This window comes from Natrinema salifodinae (assembly GCF_900110455.1).
GTDB lineage: Archaea > Halobacteriota > Halobacteria > Halobacteriales > Natrialbaceae > Natrinema > Natrinema salifodinae.
In genome coordinates this window covers 157868-174870 of sequence record NZ_FOIS01000003.1, presented here as the reverse complement: position 1 = coordinate 174870, position 17003 = coordinate 157868, and the positions used below count along the sequence as shown (strand labels likewise).

Here is a 17003-nt window from a genome sequence, read left to right as displayed (position 1 = left end):
ATGCCATGTCTGTTGAACCAATCTGTACCGAATCGATGGATCGAGCGAGAATCGAACTTATCTGCCTGTGGTGGGCACTGATGCCGCACGAAGACAACGACGCCATCCCGAAGATCGTTGCGCTGATTCTCGTCGGCCTCTGGTCGGCGATCACGCTGTCGCTCACACTCGAAGGCGTTGCGGCAGTGGCTCCGCCCTACTACGGCGTATTCACGGCACTGGTATTCCTCCTAGTTGGCCGGCTCTGGAACATCGAGGTCGAACGGCTCCTACCGACGGGCAAGTGATCCTGGTGGTCTTGTTCACTCTAACTCGTCGACGACTGTGAGGGCCAAGAGATGTTCTTGGCGCCGACATCCTACTGTGGACGGGGCGCCTGGTGACTGGATCCGTTCTCGTCTACTGCTGCGACTCGAGTACTGGCAGTGACCAACCCCATGGAACCCCCCGTTTCTAAATCAACCTCATGAGCAACGAAGACGATCTGATCGGCAAACCAATCGACGATGTCCCCGAACGCGATCCAGATAGCTACTGCAACGCTCGTCGCACAGAGAAACGCAGTAGCGAGAGCGTCTTCGTCGGCTACTGCTCGCGGACATCAGGCTGGGGGACCGATACGGATCACGGCCGCTGTAAGACCCATGGCGGTAACGGCGGCGCCCCCTCCGGCGAGGATAATGGCGCGTACAAACATGGCCTCTACTCTGAGGACCTCAACGAAGATGACATCGAACGGCTGGAGGCCCTCGACGATGTTGAGGATCTTGATAAACTCGAGCACCTGGTTGACTTCGAGCTGGTCCGATTCCTGCGGGCCGAAGGACTCCTCGAGGATCCATCACTCGATCCCCAATACATCTGCCGTATCTGCGGATGGGAGTTCCCGTCGCCGGAGATTGGGATCTGCCCTAACTGCGAAGAGCCCATCGAGGATCCGATTGAGTCCTATCGCGAGCTGCACCTGAACGACGGTCCACTCGCACAACGGGCAAAGACGATCGCCCACTTGGTCGATACGAAGTCGAAGGTCAAGCACCGCCGCGACAAGATCGAGAAAGGCGAGAAGATTCGCAGCGAACACTCAGGGTCGATTGATGGCGAGCGCACCCTCGGCGACAAGGAGAAAGAGATGGCCCTCGAGTTCCTGAAAAAGCGACACGAGCGCGCTGCGGAGGCATCCAGAGATGAGTAGCGCACAGGAGCCGGCGATCGAGGATCAAGAGTTCGTTCCGCCTGATGATCTCGATGGTACGGCTGGCCTGGACGACCAGGCCGAGTGGCTCGTTGACGTCACCAGCGACCTCGAGCGCAAGCGTGAGATCCTCAACCCGTTCGAGACGGGCGATTGGCTTGCGTTCGCGAACGAGCTGACGATGAACTACATGGCCGAGGAGATGGAAGACGACCCTTACCATCTTCTTGGCGACCACCACGAACTCTGGCTCAAGGAGTTCGACGGTGGCGACCGGATCCTGCTGTGCCACCGCGACGGGCTGAAGACAACGATCACGCTCACCTATCTCATCGCTTGCCTTGAGTACAAGGACGGCTACCGCGGGATCTGGGCGATGAACAACCAGGATTCGGTCCAGAAGAAGGCCGATACCGAGTTCTGGAAGATGGTCGAGCGGAACTCGTGGCTCGTCAACCTGAACGCGCCGCCGCAGAAGGAGACCATCCAGTCGAAGATCTTCGCGAATGGGTCGATCCTCAACGCCGGCTGGCTCGGCGGCGGGATCGAGGGCGACCGTGCCCACCTCTTGATCCTCGACGACATCATCAAGGAGAAAGGCGACGGCGACACGGAGGACGTCCTCGACTGGATCGAGGCCGTTTGTGTTCCAATGGTCAAAGACCACGGCCGAACAGTCGTCATCGGGACCAGAAAACGGTCCGACGACATCTACAACCACTTCCGGACGCTTGAGGGGTACGAGTTCAACGAGTACCCCGCGGTCTTGGACTACTGGGATCAGCAGTTCCGCGAGGATGACGACTGGGACGATCGCCGGCCTGACGAAGACCTTTACACCAAGGTCGAGGATCCATGGAACGAGGGCGAGACGCTCCGAGTCCTCTGGCCAGAGGCCCGCGGACCTGGGTGGCTCCAAAAGAAGCGGTCGAAGATGGCCGACCACCGCTTCTGGCGGGAGTACTGCCTGGTCATCATGGGCGCGTCGGGCAACCTGATCGACGCGAAGGACGTCCGGAAGCCAGCCGGCGAGGGCGGCTGTTCGATCTCGGATCGTGACCCGCCGCCGAAGTACCGCGCCGGGCCTGGCGAGGCGATCATCCTCGGCCACGACCCGGCAAACTCGCCGACCGGCGACGATGCCGCGTTCTCGGTGTGGCTGCTCCAACGCGACGGTCGACGTCGTCTTCTGGACGCTTACTCCGAGCAGGGGATGAAGCCCAGCGAGGTCAAACACCAGCTTCTCGAGTACGACCGGCGGTATGACCCGGCACTGATCGTGATCGAGGACAACGGGATGCAGTCCTACGTCGCCGAGGACGCGATCGAGTTCGACGCCCAGCTAGCCGCGAAGGTCACCGGCCTGGCGACGACCGGGAAGAAACACAGCTGGGAGAACGGCATCCCGCGTATCCGGACGCTCGTCGATAACGGCTACATCCTCTTCCACCGCGGTCACCGCCCGACCGAGGACTTCATCACGGCGATGCAGTCACTCGAGCGCCGTGATGGGAAGCTCCACGGCCACACGCCGGACCTGATTGCATCCTGGTACATGGCCGAGAAGGGCTTCCGCCGCCTCGAGGAGATCGGCGCGCTCGACGACGTTGACGATCGCAACGTGGGCGACGAAGAGGGCAGTGAAGACGACGAGAGCGGCAGCAGTGGCGTGAGCTACCTTTAATATGAGTGACAAACCATGAGTAGCGACGATACTGGCGAGACACAGATCGAACTCTCAGTCGATACGCTCGGCAACGGGAAGACGATGGACAAGGTCCGCGAGACGACCCAGTTGGACGAGCGGCGGATCTCGGTCGACGCCGGCCTCGGGATCCAGCCGCCGTACGACCCCGAGACGCTAGCGGCTTTTCAAGAAATAAATGAGACTCACCAAGCGTGTATCAGGAAGAAATCCCGGTACGAGGTCGGCTACGGCTTCGAGATCGTCCCGCACCCACAGGCCGACGACCCGGATCCAGACAGCGAGGAACACGACGCTGTCAAAACGCTCTGGCACGGCGCTACCTCAAGGTGGCAGATCGGTCCTGAGGGGACGGCCGCCTCGACACCAGAGGAGGTCCTCGAACTCGCTCGGCAGGACTACCACGGCGTCGGCTGGGCCGCACTCGAGATCCTCGTCGAGGGCGACGGCACGCCGATCGGCCTGGCGCACGTCCCGGCGACGACGGTCCGAGTCCGGAAGACATCCAAGACGATCAGGACCGAAGACGGCGAGGAGAAGGAGGTCATCGAGAAGGGCCACGGCTATCTGCAGGTCAGGCAGGGCCGGCGACGGTACTTCGGCGAGGCCGGCGATCGCTACGGTGACGACAAGCTCTTCGTCGACAAGGAGACTGGCGAGGTCGCGTCGAGTGCCGCCGAGCTCAAGAACGGCCCCGCGAACGAACTCATCTTCATCCCGAACCCCAGCCCGCTCTCGCTGTACTACGGGATCCCCGACTGGGTCGCTGCCATGCAGACGATGGGGGCCGACCAGGCAGCCAAAGAGTGGAACCACGATCTCTTCGACCACCACGGCATCCCGTACTACGTCGTCCAGGTCACGGGCGGCACGCTTACTGAGGACTCGAAAGACGAACTTCGGGATCTGATGGACAACCTCAAGGGGACTCGCTATCGGACAGCGATCCTCGAGGTCGAGGAGTTCGAGCAGGAGCATGACCTCACCGGCGAAGATGACAACGATCTCGATATCGAACTGGTGCCGGTCGGCTCTCGAGAGGACCTCGACATGGAGTTCCAGAAGTTCCGCGAACGGAACGAGCATGAAATCGCGAAGGTACATTCCGTACCACCGATTCTTATCAACGTCACAGACACGGCGAACCGAAGCAATTCAAAAGAACAGGTTCGCGAGTTCGCTGAGGACGTTATCGCCCCTGAGCAGAAGAAGTTTGAGAGCCGTCTCTACCAGATCCTTCACCAAACGGCACTCGGTGTCGATGACTGGACGATTCGATTTGAGCTCCGTGGAGCTGATCGCCCGGAACGCGATGCACGTATCGCGAACAACCGGATCCGCGCGGCCCAAGGCGCGATGACTGTAGACGAAGCGCGCTCCGAACTCGGACTGGATCCTATGCCCGACGGACACGATGTCGCCGGCGACACATTGCTTGCGAACCTCGGGGCCGGTGGGAACGACGGTCTGCCTGGCGAGGAGTTTGCGCTTGAGGAGCAACTCCCACCTGAGGAGAACAAGATCGGCGAGCGCAACTGGGCCGACGTCGAGGAAGATCTCGCGACGAAGGAGATCGAACAGATGCAGTTCTCAAGCTCGAACCTGGACGAGGGGCTGTACGACTTCGATGAGCAGGAACTCTACCTCTCGTTCAAACGCGACGAGGGTACGTCTTCGCTCTACGCCTACGTCGACGTCCCGGCGGCGGAGTGGTCAGGGCTGACCAGCGCCTCGAGCGCTGGCGGCTACCACTACGACAACATCCGCCTCAAGTATCCGTATGTTGAGATAACTAATTTTCACGACAGGTTGCCGGAGGGGCCGGCGCCTGATCCGGATGAGGAGCCGGACGACATCTCGATGTAACGCGGATCGCCGATGACCCAGGGAGCGACCCGACTCCCCTGTGCGAGGCTTGACCGGGCATTCTGACATGACCAACAAGGATCAAGAGCGCGGCGAGAAGCGTGGCGTCCTTTCCACCGGTCGAGCCCGGAAACTCAAGGACGCCGACGCGGACGCCGCCGACGATGACGAGGACTGACACATGCCGCCCGTAAGTAAAGCCGGAGGATCGGCCTTCCGCAAGGACGTCGAGTTCGTCGCGAAGGACGACGACGAGCAGATCGCGGCCGGCATCGTGATGGTGCCGGACGCGGTCGACCTCCAGAACGACTTCGCTCGCGAGGAGACCATCCGCGGGTTCGCCGACCAGTTCGAGGCGTTCGTCGAGGCTGGCGAGGCCGGCGGCGGTATCATGCACGCCGTCTTCCCCGATGGCTGGATGGGCCTCGAGCGCAACGAGGTCCTCGACGAGGCCGAGGAGATTGGCGGCCAGACCGTCGGCGCCGGCGCGTGGGTCCAGGAGTGGCGGATCAACAACGCCGACCTCTGGGAGTTGATCGCCGACGGGATCCTCGAGGGCTACTCGATCGGCGCGATCCAGGTCGACTGGAACGGCCCGTTCGATCAGGACGAGGTCGACGACGTCGCCGTCCCGGACGACCTTAGCGAGGACGCGCTCGTCTGGGAGCTCACCGACGGAATCATCCGCGAGGTGAGTGCCGTCGACATCCCGGCGGTCCCCGACGCGCAGATCCTCGAGACGAAGGCCGACGCCGAGAAGCGCCTTGGTGACTACCTCGGCGATCCGGAAGGGTTCCTCGAGGAGGCTCAGCAGCGCGGCCACTCGGAGGCCGAAGCCGAACGGCTGTGGGACGTCCTCAACGAGGCAGTCTCCGTCGACGGCTCGACCGAGCCAGGTGAGAAGAGCATCTTCCACCGGATCGGCAAGGCCGCGGTCGACACGTTCCTCGGCGCCGACGACGCCGGGGCCAACGTCGCCGACACATCTGACGCGGATCCGCGGAAGGACCGCGAGACCGCCAAGGAGGGTCGGACGCTCTCGCAGTCAAACCGGGACTCACTGTTCGCGACGATCGACGCCTCGCTGGACGTCCTTGAGGACGCCGGCGTCGACCACAGCATCGAGCGGTTCACCGACCGCGACGACTTCGCCTTCGACCTCAGTGAGCACCAGGCGCGCCCGTGGCCAGATCCCGATGAGGACGAGCCCGACGATGAAGACGAGGACAGTGCAGGAACCGACGGACCGCCTTTTGAATCCGCCACCGGCGGCGATACGCCGGACGACTCTACTGACATGAGTAACGAAGACGATCCGATGGCCGACGCCCCCGAATGGGCGAAGGCCCTCAACGACCGCATCGACGACCTCGAGAGCGAGGAGAAAGACGCCGGCGCCGAAACGGACGATCCGATGGCAGACGCACCCGAGTGGGCGAAGACCCTCGACGAACGCGTCAACGAGATCGAGGAGAAGGCCCTCGATGACGGCGACGCCGAAGACAAGCCCGAGTGGGCGAAGAAACTCGAGGCACGCATCGACTCGATCTCCGAGCAGACTGGTACCGACACACAGCAGCTCGGCAAGGGCGCTGACGAAGAGACCGATAAAGGCAGCGGCTTCACGCTGGACCCGCGGAAGGCGCGAGGTAACTAACGATGACGCAGACTATCAACGGTACCCGGACGCAGAACGAAAAGGCACTCGAGAAGCTCGACACCACGGACATGGCCGGCGGCGTCCTGCCGCGGGACCTCTTCGAAGAGTGGTACCAGAAGGTCGTCGACTCGGCGACCATGCTCGAGGGGGCCCGCACGGAGGACCTCCCGCGGCCGCAGATGGACCTGCCCCGGATCAGCGTCGGCGAGCGCATGCGCCGCGCCTCGGCGGAGAACTCCGGCGGTGACGGGCAGGGCGAGGTCAACACCGATGCGGTCAGCCTGGACGTCGAGAAGGGCACGCTCGCATACGACCTCTCTCGAGAGTCCGTCGACGACACGCTCGACAACGTCGACGAGATCGTCCTGGACATGCTGGCCCGGCAGTTCGCGGTCGACACCCAGGACCTCGGGATCAACGGCGACGAGTCCAGTGCTGACGCGTTCCTCAACCAGAACGATGGCTGGCTGAAGATCCTCTCGAACTCCGCCGACACTGCCACCTACGACCATACGGATGACAACGGCAACGCCCAGCCGGTCAACACGAGTCTCTTCGACCAGGCGATCCAGGCGATGCCGAACAAGTACCTGCGCTCGGACCGGTTCGAGCCCGTGTTCTACATGAACGAGAACAAGGTTCAGCAGTACCGGATGGCGCTGACCGAGCGGGAGGACCCGCTGGGATCGGCCGTCATCTTCGGCGACGAGGACATCACGCCGTTCTCGTACGACGTCGTCGGCGTCGCTGCGTGGCCCGAGGACACGGCGGTGTTCACGCACCCGCAGAACTTCGTCTACGGCCTCTACGACGAGGTCGAGATCAACGTTCTCACGAACACGGACAAGGTCGCCGAGAACGACCTCTTCGCTCGCTACTTCATGCGGGTTCGCGACGACTTCGCGATCGAGGACGAAGAGGCGGCAGTCCACGTCTCGGGCATCCAGGTCTAAGGAGGACTGTAGATGACAACCACTAACGAGAAGGTCCGTGAGTCGTACGAGGAGCACCGTATCGTCCGTCGGCTGTCGGCGGATCCGTCGACCGCAAACCTCGAAGGCGGCGAGATTTGGTACAACACGACGGCCGACGAGTACCGCGGCTACGAAGCCGGAACAGGAATCGTCTCGGTCGGAACCACGGCTGTCTGAGGTGACCGTACATGCCAACAGTACGCTACACTGGTGACGGTGGCCGCTATCGGACCGGCGGCGTGACCTTCGAACCTGGCGATGAAGCTGAGGTCGCCCTAGGACTAGCCAAGCACCTGGTCGAGGACGTCGGCAGCTTCGAGCACGTTGACGCCGATGCCGAAGACGAGGACGACGCCAGCGACGAAGCAGAAGCCGAGAGCGAGGAAGCGGACGCCGATCCCGAGACGAAGGACTCGATCGTCACCGCCCCTGGCGAGTTCACCATCGACGAGATCGAAGCCGAGCTCGAGACCGGCGAGTGGGACGATCACCTCGAAACGCTTCGAGAGAACGAAGAGAACGGCAAGGATCGTGCCGGCGTCTACGACGCTCTCGGCGTCCGCCGTGCTGAAATCGAGGGATGACAATGACCGAGACGTACTCCCTCACGATCTACGACGAGACGCCTCTCTCGACAGAGACGTTCGAAGCATTGCCTGAGAACATCACAACTGAGAGCGCCGAGAACGGCGAACGGATCCTCGTCCACGATGACAGTCCGGACGACATCCGCCTCGAGGTATTCGTCCCGGAGGGAACGGCGTACACCCTCCGCAAGGAGGTCTAACCCATGCCCGCCTGGAACGACAGTACCGCGCTCGCCGACTCGCAAACGTTCGCGGCTGGTGAGACGGCCACTGCCTCGATCGCGGGCTACCACACGCCGGCGATCTGCGTCAACCTCGAGAGCCTCGAAGGCAACGCCGACGACACGCTGACGGTCGAGATCGTCGGCGACGTTGGTACCTACGAGGTCGACGAGCGGACGCTTTCGGCGACCGGGAGCTACATCGTCGACGTCCCGCAGGCTGATCAGGTGCGGCTGACGAGCGCGAATGGGACGACGCTGAGCGCCGAAGCGCGGAACAACCCGAGGTAACTTCTCATGTCCACGGGATACTGTACCGTCGAGGATGTCCGCCGCGTCATGCAGGAATCCGACCTCTCTGCAGCGCTCGCGTCGGAGAACAACAAGATCGTCGTTGACGCGATCGACTCGATCTCGACCACGGTCGAGAAGGCGACCAAGTGCCACTGGTACGCCGAGAGCGCGCCGTCGGAGGACGACCATGGCCTGGTCCCGACGGGACCGAAGACTCGAGACGATGAGGAGTCGATCCCGACTGGCGGGGCTCACCTTGTGGGTGAGCCGGCGACGCCGAAGACGTGGCAAGGCTCGTACACGCGGCTCGAGTTGGCCCGTCGCGACGCCGAGTCGATCTCAGAGTTACTCGTCCGGACGCCGGACGGCTACGTCGACTGGACGATCGAGTACGAGGGCGGCTTGTGGCCCGATGCTCTCGGCGCCGACTACTATCTTCGGATCAACAACGGCGGCGTCTCGCACCTCTATCTCGACAGTGAGAACCTTCTCAATGAAGATGACGAGCCGTTGCTCGATTCGTTCTCGAACGCCGTCTACGTCAGCTTCAGTTATGGCCACCCCGAACTGCCGCAGAACGTCCGGCGCGGCGTCGCGCTGCTGGCCGCGAGCGAGTTGGTCATCGACGATGAGTTCGTGACGTCGATCCCCGACAACGGTCAGTTCGTCAGCCTCGAGACGAAGTCCGAGCGCTGGGGGCGACAGGGCATTCAGAAGCTCGAGCCGTACATCGAAGACGCTGCTCTCCTCGACGAGTATCGATGAGCGCGAACGACACGGCGGCCAGCGCCACGTTCTCGATCGAGGGACCACCGCCGGCTCTCGACGAAGCCGAGTCTAAACTGGTCGGCCAGCAGAACCCGGTCGTCTACCAGGCGGTCCGAGTCTCGCATGGCACGCTCCGCTCGTACGCCGGCCGCACGGACTACGACGCCGAGTCGATCATCGATTCATTCGCCGGCGTCGAGGTCGACCGATCGGATGGCGAACTGACGGTTACGTGGCGCTGGGAGCATGACGCCGCCGTGTTCTTCAACAACGGCACGAGCGACCACACAATCGACGGCGATCCCGTCCTTGTCTTTCGATTTGACCAAGACAAGTATCCATACCTGGCGGAGATGTTCCCCGACGGGACTGCGTTTCTCCCCGATGCTGATGTCTCCGGCCTCCCGCAGTCGCGGTTCGTGCAGGCCGGTCTCGAGTGGCTGCGACAGGAGGTGAGCTAAGAGATGGTACAAGACGAAGTAACGTGGATCCTCGAGACGATCAAGGCGAACTGGCCGGCCGCCTGGCCGACCAACGCCGACGGTGACCCGGTGCAGGCCCGGATCAACCGCGACGAGCCGCGGGTCCTCGAGACCGGCGAGCGGACGAAAAGGCGAGAGCTCACGGAGTGGAACGCGATCGCCGCCTCGCTGGGCGACCGGACGATGGAGGCGGTCGGAACGGAGTACGACCATCGCGTCGAGACGACCGTGTCGATCCGCTTTGAGGGGATGACGTCTCAGTCCGGCGAGTGGGGGCATATTGATTCGACGGACCACTTCGAGCAGTTGGTCCGTTACGCGCAGCACGCGATCGCAGTCGAGCGCTCCTACCCGACCGTCGACGACGTCGACGGCGACCCGATCGGCTCGGTCGCCTACCACACGATCAGTCCACCGGAGAACGAGACCGACCTGAGCGACGACGACATGGACTACTTCCGGCGGGACTGGGAGCACCGCTTCATCGGCTACGCAAACCAACCATGATCCGATACGACACCACTGACGGAGGTACAGCATGACGGGCGCTGGTGCGGCGACGCTGGCGTTCGCCAAAGAGCAGACGTTCATGGGCGACCTCGTCGACAGCGACTCCGACGGGACGCCCGAGTACTGGAAGTTCGGCCGAGATCCGACGGTCACCGATCTCGAACTCGATCGGGCGCTCTCGAACATGTCCGAGGGCGACCAGGCCGAGTACGTCGAGAGCATCGCCGGCAACCTCGAGGGCGCGTTCGGCGTCGAGGCGGTCGTCTCGAGCGACGTCCACAGCGACGTCGAGGACCTCGTCTTCAACAACGCCGACGGGACCGGGTTCACGCCTGGCCGTGCAGCGAGCGGTCGCGTCTACACCGGGATCGACTACCTCGACGGCACGGCCGAACGCGAACTGGTCGGGTGTGTGCCACTCGACTACTCGGTCAGCTACCAGCAGGGCGAGACGGTCACCTACTCGTTGTCGATGGGCTACGCCGACGAGAACCTCAACACGTCGATCACGCCCTCGTCGATCAACGGTGTCACCGACGGGACGTCGGCGGCGTGGCACGGCGTCGACCTCACTATCGACGGGACGACCGTCGCCAAGCTCCAGGAGGCCGAACTGTCGATCTCGAACATCAGCCGCTTCCAGCGCGGTGCGAGTCACATCGCCGAGGACGCCGTCCTCGCACGGCCCGAGACGGAACTCACCGTCGACGCGATCTTCACCGGCCCGTCGCGCACGGAGCTCGCCTACGGCAGCGCTGGCGCGACCACGACCGCGGCCCGGATGAACAGTGTCTCGGGTGCGCTTGACATCGCCGTCGACGGGGCGTCCGTCTCGACGTACAACCTCGCGAAGCTCAAACCGACCATGCACTCCTGGTCCGACCTCATCACCGACGGAGACACGGACACGACCGACTCGACGACGTTCAACGTCACCGGCGGCGTAACTGTCAACTAAACCATGCCTCTCCGCACTGAAACTTCCAACTTCGACGACGAAGAGCAGCGACTACAAGACGAAATCGACGAACTCGACGCAGTCATCGATCAACTGCGGGCCAAGGAAGATGTCGACGAGAGCGTCGCGCAGACTCTCCTCGAACGCCTTCAGACCCTTCAGATGCATCTGGAAGGGGTTCGGTGGGCCCGCGACGAAGCGTTCGACGCCGAGTATGCGCCGGCGTGGGACGAGGACGTCGATGAGGTCACGTTTGGGGGACTCACCGGCGGCGAGTTCGGGCGCCTGCAGGACGACATCGACGGCGCCGGCACCGGCGCGGCGCGAATCTATCAGGTCGAGATGGGGACCGAAGAGGCGCCGTACTTCGACGACTCGATGGACAAAGACCAACGCATCGCGACGGTCTCTAATCTGCCGGTCCACTACCTCATGTGGGCCGAATCGCAGATCGACGAGCTGACCGGAATAGGGGGAAACGGGCAGATGAGCTACGACGACTTACTCGCGGAGATGTAGATCCAGGCGACGTTTCTGCTGGCGTCGAGGCCGACTTCTTGATCGGCGTCGCCGGCGCCTGCGGTATCCCACCGGATGTGGCACGCGAGTGTTCGGTCCGCGACCTCGAGGCGATCGCCACGGTTGCGACAGTGATCCACCCTACCCGGTTCGGCGATGAGTAACGTTATCCCGATCCGACAGGAATCGTCACGGACATGAACCGCCGACACTACCTCGCGATGGCTGTCCCACTGCTTGCCGGCTGCTCCTCGGCGGCGTCGGAGACCGATCCGGACCCGGACACCGTCGCCGACGTGGCCCTCGAGTCGGAGGACCTCCGTGCCGAAGATGCCGATGTCTCGCTCGAGATCGCGTACTCCGCGCGGATCGACCGCGAACTCTCCCCTGGCGACCAGGCGACGCTCGCCGACGACGGGGAGAAGTGGCTGATCGTTCGGATGGACGTCACCAACACCGGCGACGTCAAGCGCGATCTGGAAGTGGCGCAGTACGTCGTTACGGCGGCCGGCGAGACGTATGAGGTCGTCCACTTCGATGAGCACTTCCTCCGCGGGATGGCGCCCGGCGCCGGCGAGACGGTTACCGGCTGGGTCGCCTTCTCGATTCCTGAGGATATGACGGAGGCAACGCTGACGGCCGCCCAGGATCTTCAGGACCGGCTCGACGTGACGTTCACCCGCGACACGTCGCTTTCCGCGGCGTTCCCTGACGAGTAGCGCGCACACCACACCCCGATTTTCATGACAGAATTTAGCACCGAGGCAGCCCTGTCCTTCTCGAAATCGTCGCTGAAAAGCGCCAGCAAACAACTCGAGCGTGAGTTGGATGGCGTCAGCGTCGATCTCAGGACAGGTGGCTCGACGACCAGGCGTACAGGCAATCGAACAGGCGGCGTTGCATCAACGGCTACCACTGCCATCGGGACGAAGCTCTCCGGCGTATCGGGCTCGCTCGAGGAGACGATCGAACTCGATCAGGAACGGAACACGCTCCTCTCGGAGATTCTCGAGGCGACTGAGCGTGGCGCTGCGAGCAGTGGCGGTGATGGCCTGGCCAGCCTCCTCCCGGCGGCTGGCCTCGCCGGCGGTATCTCGAGTCTGCTCAGCGGCCTCTCGGTTAGTGGCGCGCTGTCCCTTGCAGCGGCGGAAGTCCTCGCCGTGTCGGGTACGCTCGGCCTCGCAGCGTCAGCCGTCCTCGCCGTCACCGGAACCATCGACATGGATCCGAAGTCGATCATCACAACGACTGGGACGATCACACTCGGGATTGCCAGTCTACTGGCGATCACGGGGGCCCTCACTCTGAGCGCCCCTGCGATCATCGCGGTGACTGGCGTACTTGCGGTCGCCGCGTCAGCCGTCCTCGCCGTCACCGGAACCATCGACCTCAACGCATCCGACGTCCTTGCTGTTAGCGGGGTGTTTACTGTCGCAGCGGCGGCGGCACTGGCGGTCACCGGCACGCTCTCACTCCCCGCTGCAGCCGTCCTCGCCGTCGTAGGGACCGTAGCCGTTGCCGCGAGCGAGGTCATTGATGTCACGGACGAGGCCTCGTACGATCCGAGAACATCGAAGACGTCGGCATCGACGCCCGCGGCACAGCAAGCGGGACCCAACCTCAGCGAGATCGAGGGCGTGGACGAGGTCGACATCGACAACAACCGCGCGCTGACCCCCAGCGAGACCGATTCGTTCATCAATTCGATAGATTCGGATTCGGACAGCAGCGGCGGTCAGGACCAGTCGCAGCCGTCCAGCAGTGGTAATCAGGAGACAGAGCCGGCGCAGCCGTCCAACGGCGGCAATCAGAACCAGGCCCGACAGCAGACCAGCCGCCCGGCGCAGATCACCTACTCGCCGACGATCAACGCCGACCTCGACAGCCTCGAGCGGAAGATCGACCGTGAGATCCGCGATCTGAGGCGGAAGGTCAAGAACCTCGAACGGGATCTGACACGATGACGTGGATCAAACCGCAGGTCACGATCCAGAACGCACAGATCGGCGACCAAACAGTCGACGGGACGTTCGTGTTTCCGTCGGACATCGTGGTCGAGTTCGAGACGCGGACCGAGGAGTTCTTCCAGAGCGACGGGACGATCTCGATCATCGCGGACACCGTCCTCGATATGATTGCCGAGCAGACAGACACCGACGTCGGCGACGGGATCCGACAGGAACTCTCGTTCGACATCGGCGGGGGTATCCACGCCGTCACACTCGACTTCCGTGGCTACACCGGCTCGCCCCACCAGTGGGGCGCGACCGGCAACGGCGGTGACGCGACCGACGCGACCGGCGAGGACCTACACGCGCAGATGGCCGTCTTCGATCGCTATCTGAACGCCGCACGGATCGACAGCACGAATCCGGCGATCCTCGAGGTCGGCGAATACAGCGCAGAGGGGCGATACGGCCCGCTCCAGGTCGTCCCCGAGAACCCGAACATGAGATTCGACAGTACCGAGCAGAGCAGCGTCTACGAGGGGAGCGTGACGTGGGTCGAGACGATCGACCTGCAGCAGGCGATCGACGGTAGCAAACAGACAGAGGGCTAACGCATGGGAGACCTACAACTCTACACGCTCGTCGTCCCGCAGGACTCGCAGTCGGGACTGTCAGCACAGCTGCAGCAGCAACTCGCGACGGCCGGGATCCTCGGTCAGGACGGCGGCATCGTCGAGCAGCTCTCGAGCGAGCCTGGCGACCAGACAATCACCGGGCTCTACCGGGCCCGCTACGCGGGGAAGATGGCTGACGAACTCGAGGAGTTGGCCCAGGCGTCGGGCTTCGATGAGATCCCGCTGGCCGGCCTTGACGAGGCGACGTCCAAGGATGGATACTACGCGATCCAGGACGCCGACGTCGAGCAGGTACAGCCGCACACGACGGAGGTCCAGCGCTTCGACCTCTCGCTGACGAAGAAGGGCACGCGCAACGATCACTGGCGGGCCCTGGAGACGAACCGGCGGCAACTCGACCACGAGTTCGGGAACTCGACGAGTCCGGTCCGCGTCGGCGTCCCGGCGATCGCATCGAAGGTCCAGTGGTACAACCCCGAGGACCAGGCCCGTGCACCGGCGTCCTCGATCGAGACGCGCAGCGCCGAGCTCGGTGACGTCGAGATCTACGACGTCGACGATGGCGAAGCCGCGGTCGGGACCAGCACGCCGACGCTGCTCTACGAGATCGCGTACACCGACGAGGAACTGGCCGACTGCCGGGTCTACGACACGCTCGGCCACGGCTCGAAACTCGATGCGAACGGCGACCTGCAGTGGCAGAAACTGTTCTCGACGCAGCACGACTTCGACGCCCCGATCGTGATGGACAACGGCCGAATCCGGCTGCGTCTCGACGAGCCCAACGGGACGCTCGAGGCCGAGGAGTGGGACGCGACGAACGAGGTCTGGTCGACGGTCGGCCTCGAGGCCGATCAGCCGTCGACGGTCGAGTTGTTCGACGTCGATCTTACCGGCGTCGCGATGGTCCGGGACCAGGCCCAGCTGACATTCGACGTCGACGGCGAGCTGTTTGCCCTGGACGCGATCGTCAACCGCGGCTACGACGACGTCCAGTTCACGATCCCCGAGAACGAGAACGGACCGATCGACCCGGACCTCGAGGACTGGTTGTCGCCGATCGCTTCGACGTTGGTCGTGGATCCGAACGCGTCGAAAGGGCTGGTCGCGCGTAACGAGGTGCGTCGATAGATGGCGACGTATGTCTTCGACACACCAGGCGAACATACCTGGACCGTCCCCGAGGAGGGGACGTCAATGACAATCGAGGCATACGGTGCCGGCGGCGGTCATAGCCGCGGCGGGGCCGGCGGCTATGCAGTCGGGGATCGCGATGACCTCATTGGAGAGACGATCACGATCAACGTCGGGGGTGCGGGTGAGCAAAATGCCGGCGGGATTAACGGCGGTGCGCGTGGGGGCCGCTGTAGCGATGATCCGTCCCAAAATGGATATGGTGGGGGTGGAGCCTCCGACGTCCGCTATGGAGGCAGTACACTCGACGATCGAATCATAGTCGCTGGCGGGGGTGGAGGCGCACCATACACCGACTCCTACCAGGGCGGGGATGGTGGCGGTCTCCAAGGCGAAGACGGCGAAGAGCATTATGACATCGGTTATGGCGGCGGCGGGACGCAAACCTCGGGCGGAAGCGGGGCCGGTGGCTATGGACAAGAAAGTGGCGTGGACGGCTCGTTCGGTGCCGGAGGCCGCGCTGGCGATTCCGATCAAATCTATGACGGCGCTGGCGGCGGGGGCGGCGGTTGGTATGGGGGTGGAGGGGGTGCTGCCTCGCTCAACGATTCCGCTGTCGGTGGAGGGGGAGGGTCCTCCTACATCAGCGACGTGACCGACGCCTCGACAACAATCGGCGGGGGCGCATCTCCGGACACCGACGGGCAAGTCGTCATCACGATCACCGTCGACCCACCGACTAACGTCTCTGCCCAGCAAGCAGGAGATAGCTCGGTCGATCTCAGTTGGGATGCAGAGATCAATGCCGACGAGTACCGCATCTACCGTGCGACGTCGACGGGTAGTTCGCTGAGCGATTACTCCCAGGTCGGATCGACGACCTCGGCGTCGTACACAGACACTGGCCTTATCAATGGCCGATCGTACTACTATCGCGTCACGACCGTTGGAGGCAGTTCAGAGTCCGATCCGTCGGATGAAGCCTCCGCGACAACTGCCCTCCCTACCCCCACGGTCGATGTCGTCGAGACGGCGTTCCGCGAAGTGACCGTCGATTACGCTGACAGCGACGACAACCCCGATGGGAATCTCACGCTCGAACGCCAGGTCAACAGCATGACGACGATCGAGACGAGCAGTCCAGGCGACCACCAGTACATCGATACGGATATCCTCGACGGCGTGACTCACGAGTATACCGTTAGACGGGATACAGGCGACGCGACGAGGTCTGTCTCCGAGTCGGTGCTAACAGAACTTCCAGCGGTCGAGAGTCTTAGCGTCGAGTCAGTCGACGGGCGGTACGTGACGCTCTCGTGGACCGACCCCAGCAACAACGCCGACGGCTACCGACTGCTGCTCCAGCGGCCGGCGGACAGTAGCTACTCACAGGACGGCAGTGATTTCGATCCCGTCGTCGAAGGCGAAACGAAGACAGTGACGACGACCGAGTTGCTCGACGGTCAGGAGTACTCAGCGACTGTCGAAACCTACACGGCTGAAACCAGCACGAGGGAAGATCAATAATGAAAAAATTAAATAAAAT

20 protein-coding genes are annotated in these 17003 nt (G+C 63.2%); all 20 read left to right on the top strand.

The features are described from left to right. The first annotated feature begins 80 nt into the window (after positions 1-80). The 20 genes from BMY29_RS10910 to BMY29_RS10815 all read left to right on the top strand — a co-directional run bounded on the left by BMY29_RS10910 (position 81) and on the right by BMY29_RS10815 (position 16984). Complete coding sequence (locus BMY29_RS10910; RefSeq protein ID WP_049991299.1) at positions 81-287, top strand: hypothetical protein; 207 nt, start codon at positions 81-83, stop codon at positions 285-287. Positions 288-466: 179 nt separating this feature from the next. Then, entirely contained in the window at positions 467-1195 is a 729-nt protein-coding gene (locus BMY29_RS10905) for a hypothetical protein (RefSeq protein ID WP_049991300.1), read from the top strand. After that, positions 1188-2879 carry a phage terminase large subunit family protein gene (locus BMY29_RS10900; protein WP_049991301.1) on the top strand — a complete coding sequence of 564 codons (1692 nt, stop codon included), beginning with the start codon at positions 1188-1190 and terminating at the stop codon, positions 2877-2879. Before BMY29_RS10905 ends, BMY29_RS10900 begins: the two co-directional genes overlap by 8 nt. A gap of 15 nt (positions 2880-2894) precedes the next feature. Beyond that, positions 2895-4766 carry a phage portal protein gene (locus BMY29_RS10895; protein WP_049991302.1) on the top strand — a complete coding sequence of 624 codons (1872 nt, stop codon included), beginning with the start codon at positions 2895-2897 and terminating at the stop codon, positions 4764-4766. Between the two features lie 181 nt (positions 4767-4947). After that, a complete protein-coding gene (locus BMY29_RS10890; protein ID WP_049991303.1) occupies positions 4948-6423 on the top strand; it encodes an XkdF-like putative serine protease domain-containing protein in 1476 nt (491 codons plus the stop codon). 2 nt (positions 6424-6425) lie between these two features. Beyond that, on the top strand, positions 6426-7379 hold the full coding sequence (locus BMY29_RS10885; RefSeq protein ID WP_049991304.1) for a phage major capsid family protein: 954 nt from the start codon (positions 6426-6428) through the stop codon (positions 7377-7379). Positions 7380-7391: 12 nt separating this feature from the next. Beyond that, positions 7392-7577 carry a hypothetical protein gene (locus BMY29_RS10880; RefSeq protein ID WP_049991305.1) on the top strand — a complete coding sequence of 62 codons (186 nt, stop codon included), beginning with the start codon at positions 7392-7394 and terminating at the stop codon, positions 7575-7577. Between the two features lie 11 nt (positions 7578-7588). Next, positions 7589-7984, top strand: coding sequence for a hypothetical protein (locus BMY29_RS10875; RefSeq protein WP_074854713.1), 396 nt, complete (start codon positions 7589-7591; stop codon positions 7982-7984). 2 nt (positions 7985-7986) lie between these two features. Further along, positions 7987-8187: a hypothetical protein gene (locus BMY29_RS10870; protein ID WP_049991307.1), complete on the top strand. Its 201-nt coding sequence runs from the start codon at positions 7987-7989 to the stop codon at positions 8185-8187. A 3-nt stretch (positions 8188-8190) separates the two neighbouring features. Next, positions 8191-8499: a hypothetical protein gene (locus tag BMY29_RS10865; protein WP_049991308.1), complete on the top strand. Its 309-nt coding sequence runs from the start codon at positions 8191-8193 to the stop codon at positions 8497-8499. 6 nt (positions 8500-8505) lie between these two features. Further along, positions 8506-9267 (top strand): hypothetical protein, encoded by a 762-nt coding sequence (locus BMY29_RS10860; RefSeq protein ID WP_049991309.1) that lies wholly within the window; start codon positions 8506-8508, stop codon positions 9265-9267. Further along, positions 9264-9731, top strand: a complete 468-nt coding sequence (locus BMY29_RS10855; RefSeq protein ID WP_049991310.1) for a hypothetical protein — start codon at positions 9264-9266, stop codon at positions 9729-9731. Before BMY29_RS10860 ends, BMY29_RS10855 begins: the two co-directional genes overlap by 4 nt. A 3-nt stretch (positions 9732-9734) precedes the next feature. Continuing rightward, complete coding sequence (locus BMY29_RS10850; protein WP_074854711.1) at positions 9735-10259, top strand: hypothetical protein; 525 nt, start codon at positions 9735-9737, stop codon at positions 10257-10259. Positions 10260-10290: 31 nt separating this feature from the next. Continuing rightward, entirely contained in the window at positions 10291-11220 is a 930-nt protein-coding gene (locus BMY29_RS10845) for a phage tail tube protein (RefSeq protein WP_049992288.1), read from the top strand. A gap of 3 nt (positions 11221-11223) precedes the next feature. Next, positions 11224-11739 carry a hypothetical protein gene (locus BMY29_RS10840; protein WP_049992287.1) on the top strand — a complete coding sequence of 172 codons (516 nt, stop codon included), beginning with the start codon at positions 11224-11226 and terminating at the stop codon, positions 11737-11739. Positions 11740-11936: 197 nt separating this feature from the next. Further along, positions 11937-12458 (top strand): DUF4352 domain-containing protein, encoded by a 522-nt coding sequence (locus BMY29_RS10835; RefSeq protein WP_049992286.1) that lies wholly within the window; start codon positions 11937-11939, stop codon positions 12456-12458. A 24-nt stretch (positions 12459-12482) separates the two neighbouring features. Beyond that, the gene (locus BMY29_RS10830; protein ID WP_049992285.1) at positions 12483-13703 is read left to right on the top strand and encodes a hypothetical protein; all 1221 of its coding nucleotides are present in this window, start codon (positions 12483-12485) and stop codon (positions 13701-13703) included. Further along, a complete protein-coding gene (locus tag BMY29_RS10825; protein ID WP_049992284.1) occupies positions 13700-14299 on the top strand; it encodes a hypothetical protein in 600 nt (199 codons plus the stop codon). The genes BMY29_RS10830 and BMY29_RS10825 overlap by 4 nt, the downstream gene beginning before the upstream one ends. A 3-nt stretch (positions 14300-14302) precedes the next feature. Then, complete coding sequence (locus BMY29_RS10820) at positions 14303-15454, top strand: hypothetical protein (protein WP_049992283.1); 1152 nt, start codon at positions 14303-14305, stop codon at positions 15452-15454. A 66-nt stretch (positions 15455-15520) separates the two neighbouring features. After that, positions 15521-16984: a glycine-rich protein gene (locus BMY29_RS10815; protein WP_177179245.1), complete on the top strand. Its 1464-nt coding sequence runs from the start codon at positions 15521-15523 to the stop codon at positions 16982-16984. Positions 16985-17003 lie beyond the last annotated feature (19 nt).

What these genes read in the sequence shown, in the direction of transcription:
- BMY29_RS10855 (WP_049991310.1), top strand. Translation starts at nt 9,264, where the DNA reads ATGAGCGCGAACGACACGGCGGCCAGCGCCACGTTCTCGATCGAGGGA.
- BMY29_RS10865 (WP_049991308.1), top strand. Translation starts at nt 8,191, where the DNA reads ATGCCCGCCTGGAACGACAGTACCGCGCTCGCCGACTCGCAAACGTTC.
- BMY29_RS10830 (WP_049992285.1), top strand. Translation starts at nt 12,483, where the DNA reads ATGACAGAATTTAGCACCGAGGCAGCCCTGTCCTTCTCGAAATCGTCG.
- BMY29_RS10905 (WP_049991300.1), top strand. Translation starts at nt 467, where the DNA reads ATGAGCAACGAAGACGATCTGATCGGCAAACCAATCGACGATGTCCCC.
- BMY29_RS10900 (WP_049991301.1), top strand. Translation starts at nt 1,188, where the DNA reads ATGAGTAGCGCACAGGAGCCGGCGATCGAGGATCAAGAGTTCGTTCCG.
- BMY29_RS10850 (WP_074854711.1), top strand. Translation starts at nt 9,735, where the DNA reads ATGGTACAAGACGAAGTAACGTGGATCCTCGAGACGATCAAGGCGAAC.
- BMY29_RS10895 (WP_049991302.1), top strand. Translation starts at nt 2,895, where the DNA reads ATGAGTAGCGACGATACTGGCGAGACACAGATCGAACTCTCAGTCGAT.
- BMY29_RS10870 (WP_049991307.1), top strand. Translation starts at nt 7,987, where the DNA reads ATGACCGAGACGTACTCCCTCACGATCTACGACGAGACGCCTCTCTCG.
- BMY29_RS10815 (WP_177179245.1), top strand. Translation starts at nt 15,521, where the DNA reads ATGACAATCGAGGCATACGGTGCCGGCGGCGGTCATAGCCGCGGCGGG.
- BMY29_RS10910 (WP_049991299.1), top strand. Translation starts at nt 81, where the DNA reads ATGCCGCACGAAGACAACGACGCCATCCCGAAGATCGTTGCGCTGATT.
- BMY29_RS10875 (WP_074854713.1), top strand. Translation starts at nt 7,589, where the DNA reads ATGCCAACAGTACGCTACACTGGTGACGGTGGCCGCTATCGGACCGGC.
- BMY29_RS10890 (WP_049991303.1), top strand. Translation starts at nt 4,948, where the DNA reads ATGCCGCCCGTAAGTAAAGCCGGAGGATCGGCCTTCCGCAAGGACGTC.
- BMY29_RS10825 (WP_049992284.1), top strand. Translation starts at nt 13,700, where the DNA reads ATGACGTGGATCAAACCGCAGGTCACGATCCAGAACGCACAGATCGGC.
- BMY29_RS10840 (WP_049992287.1), top strand. Translation starts at nt 11,224, where the DNA reads ATGCCTCTCCGCACTGAAACTTCCAACTTCGACGACGAAGAGCAGCGA.
- BMY29_RS10880 (WP_049991305.1), top strand. Translation starts at nt 7,392, where the DNA reads ATGACAACCACTAACGAGAAGGTCCGTGAGTCGTACGAGGAGCACCGT.
- BMY29_RS10885 (WP_049991304.1), top strand. Translation starts at nt 6,426, where the DNA reads ATGACGCAGACTATCAACGGTACCCGGACGCAGAACGAAAAGGCACTC.
- BMY29_RS10860 (WP_049991309.1), top strand. Translation starts at nt 8,506, where the DNA reads ATGTCCACGGGATACTGTACCGTCGAGGATGTCCGCCGCGTCATGCAG.
- BMY29_RS10845 (WP_049992288.1), top strand. Translation starts at nt 10,291, where the DNA reads ATGACGGGCGCTGGTGCGGCGACGCTGGCGTTCGCCAAAGAGCAGACG.
- BMY29_RS10835 (WP_049992286.1), top strand. Translation starts at nt 11,937, where the DNA reads ATGAACCGCCGACACTACCTCGCGATGGCTGTCCCACTGCTTGCCGGC.
- BMY29_RS10820 (WP_049992283.1), top strand. Translation starts at nt 14,303, where the DNA reads ATGGGAGACCTACAACTCTACACGCTCGTCGTCCCGCAGGACTCGCAG.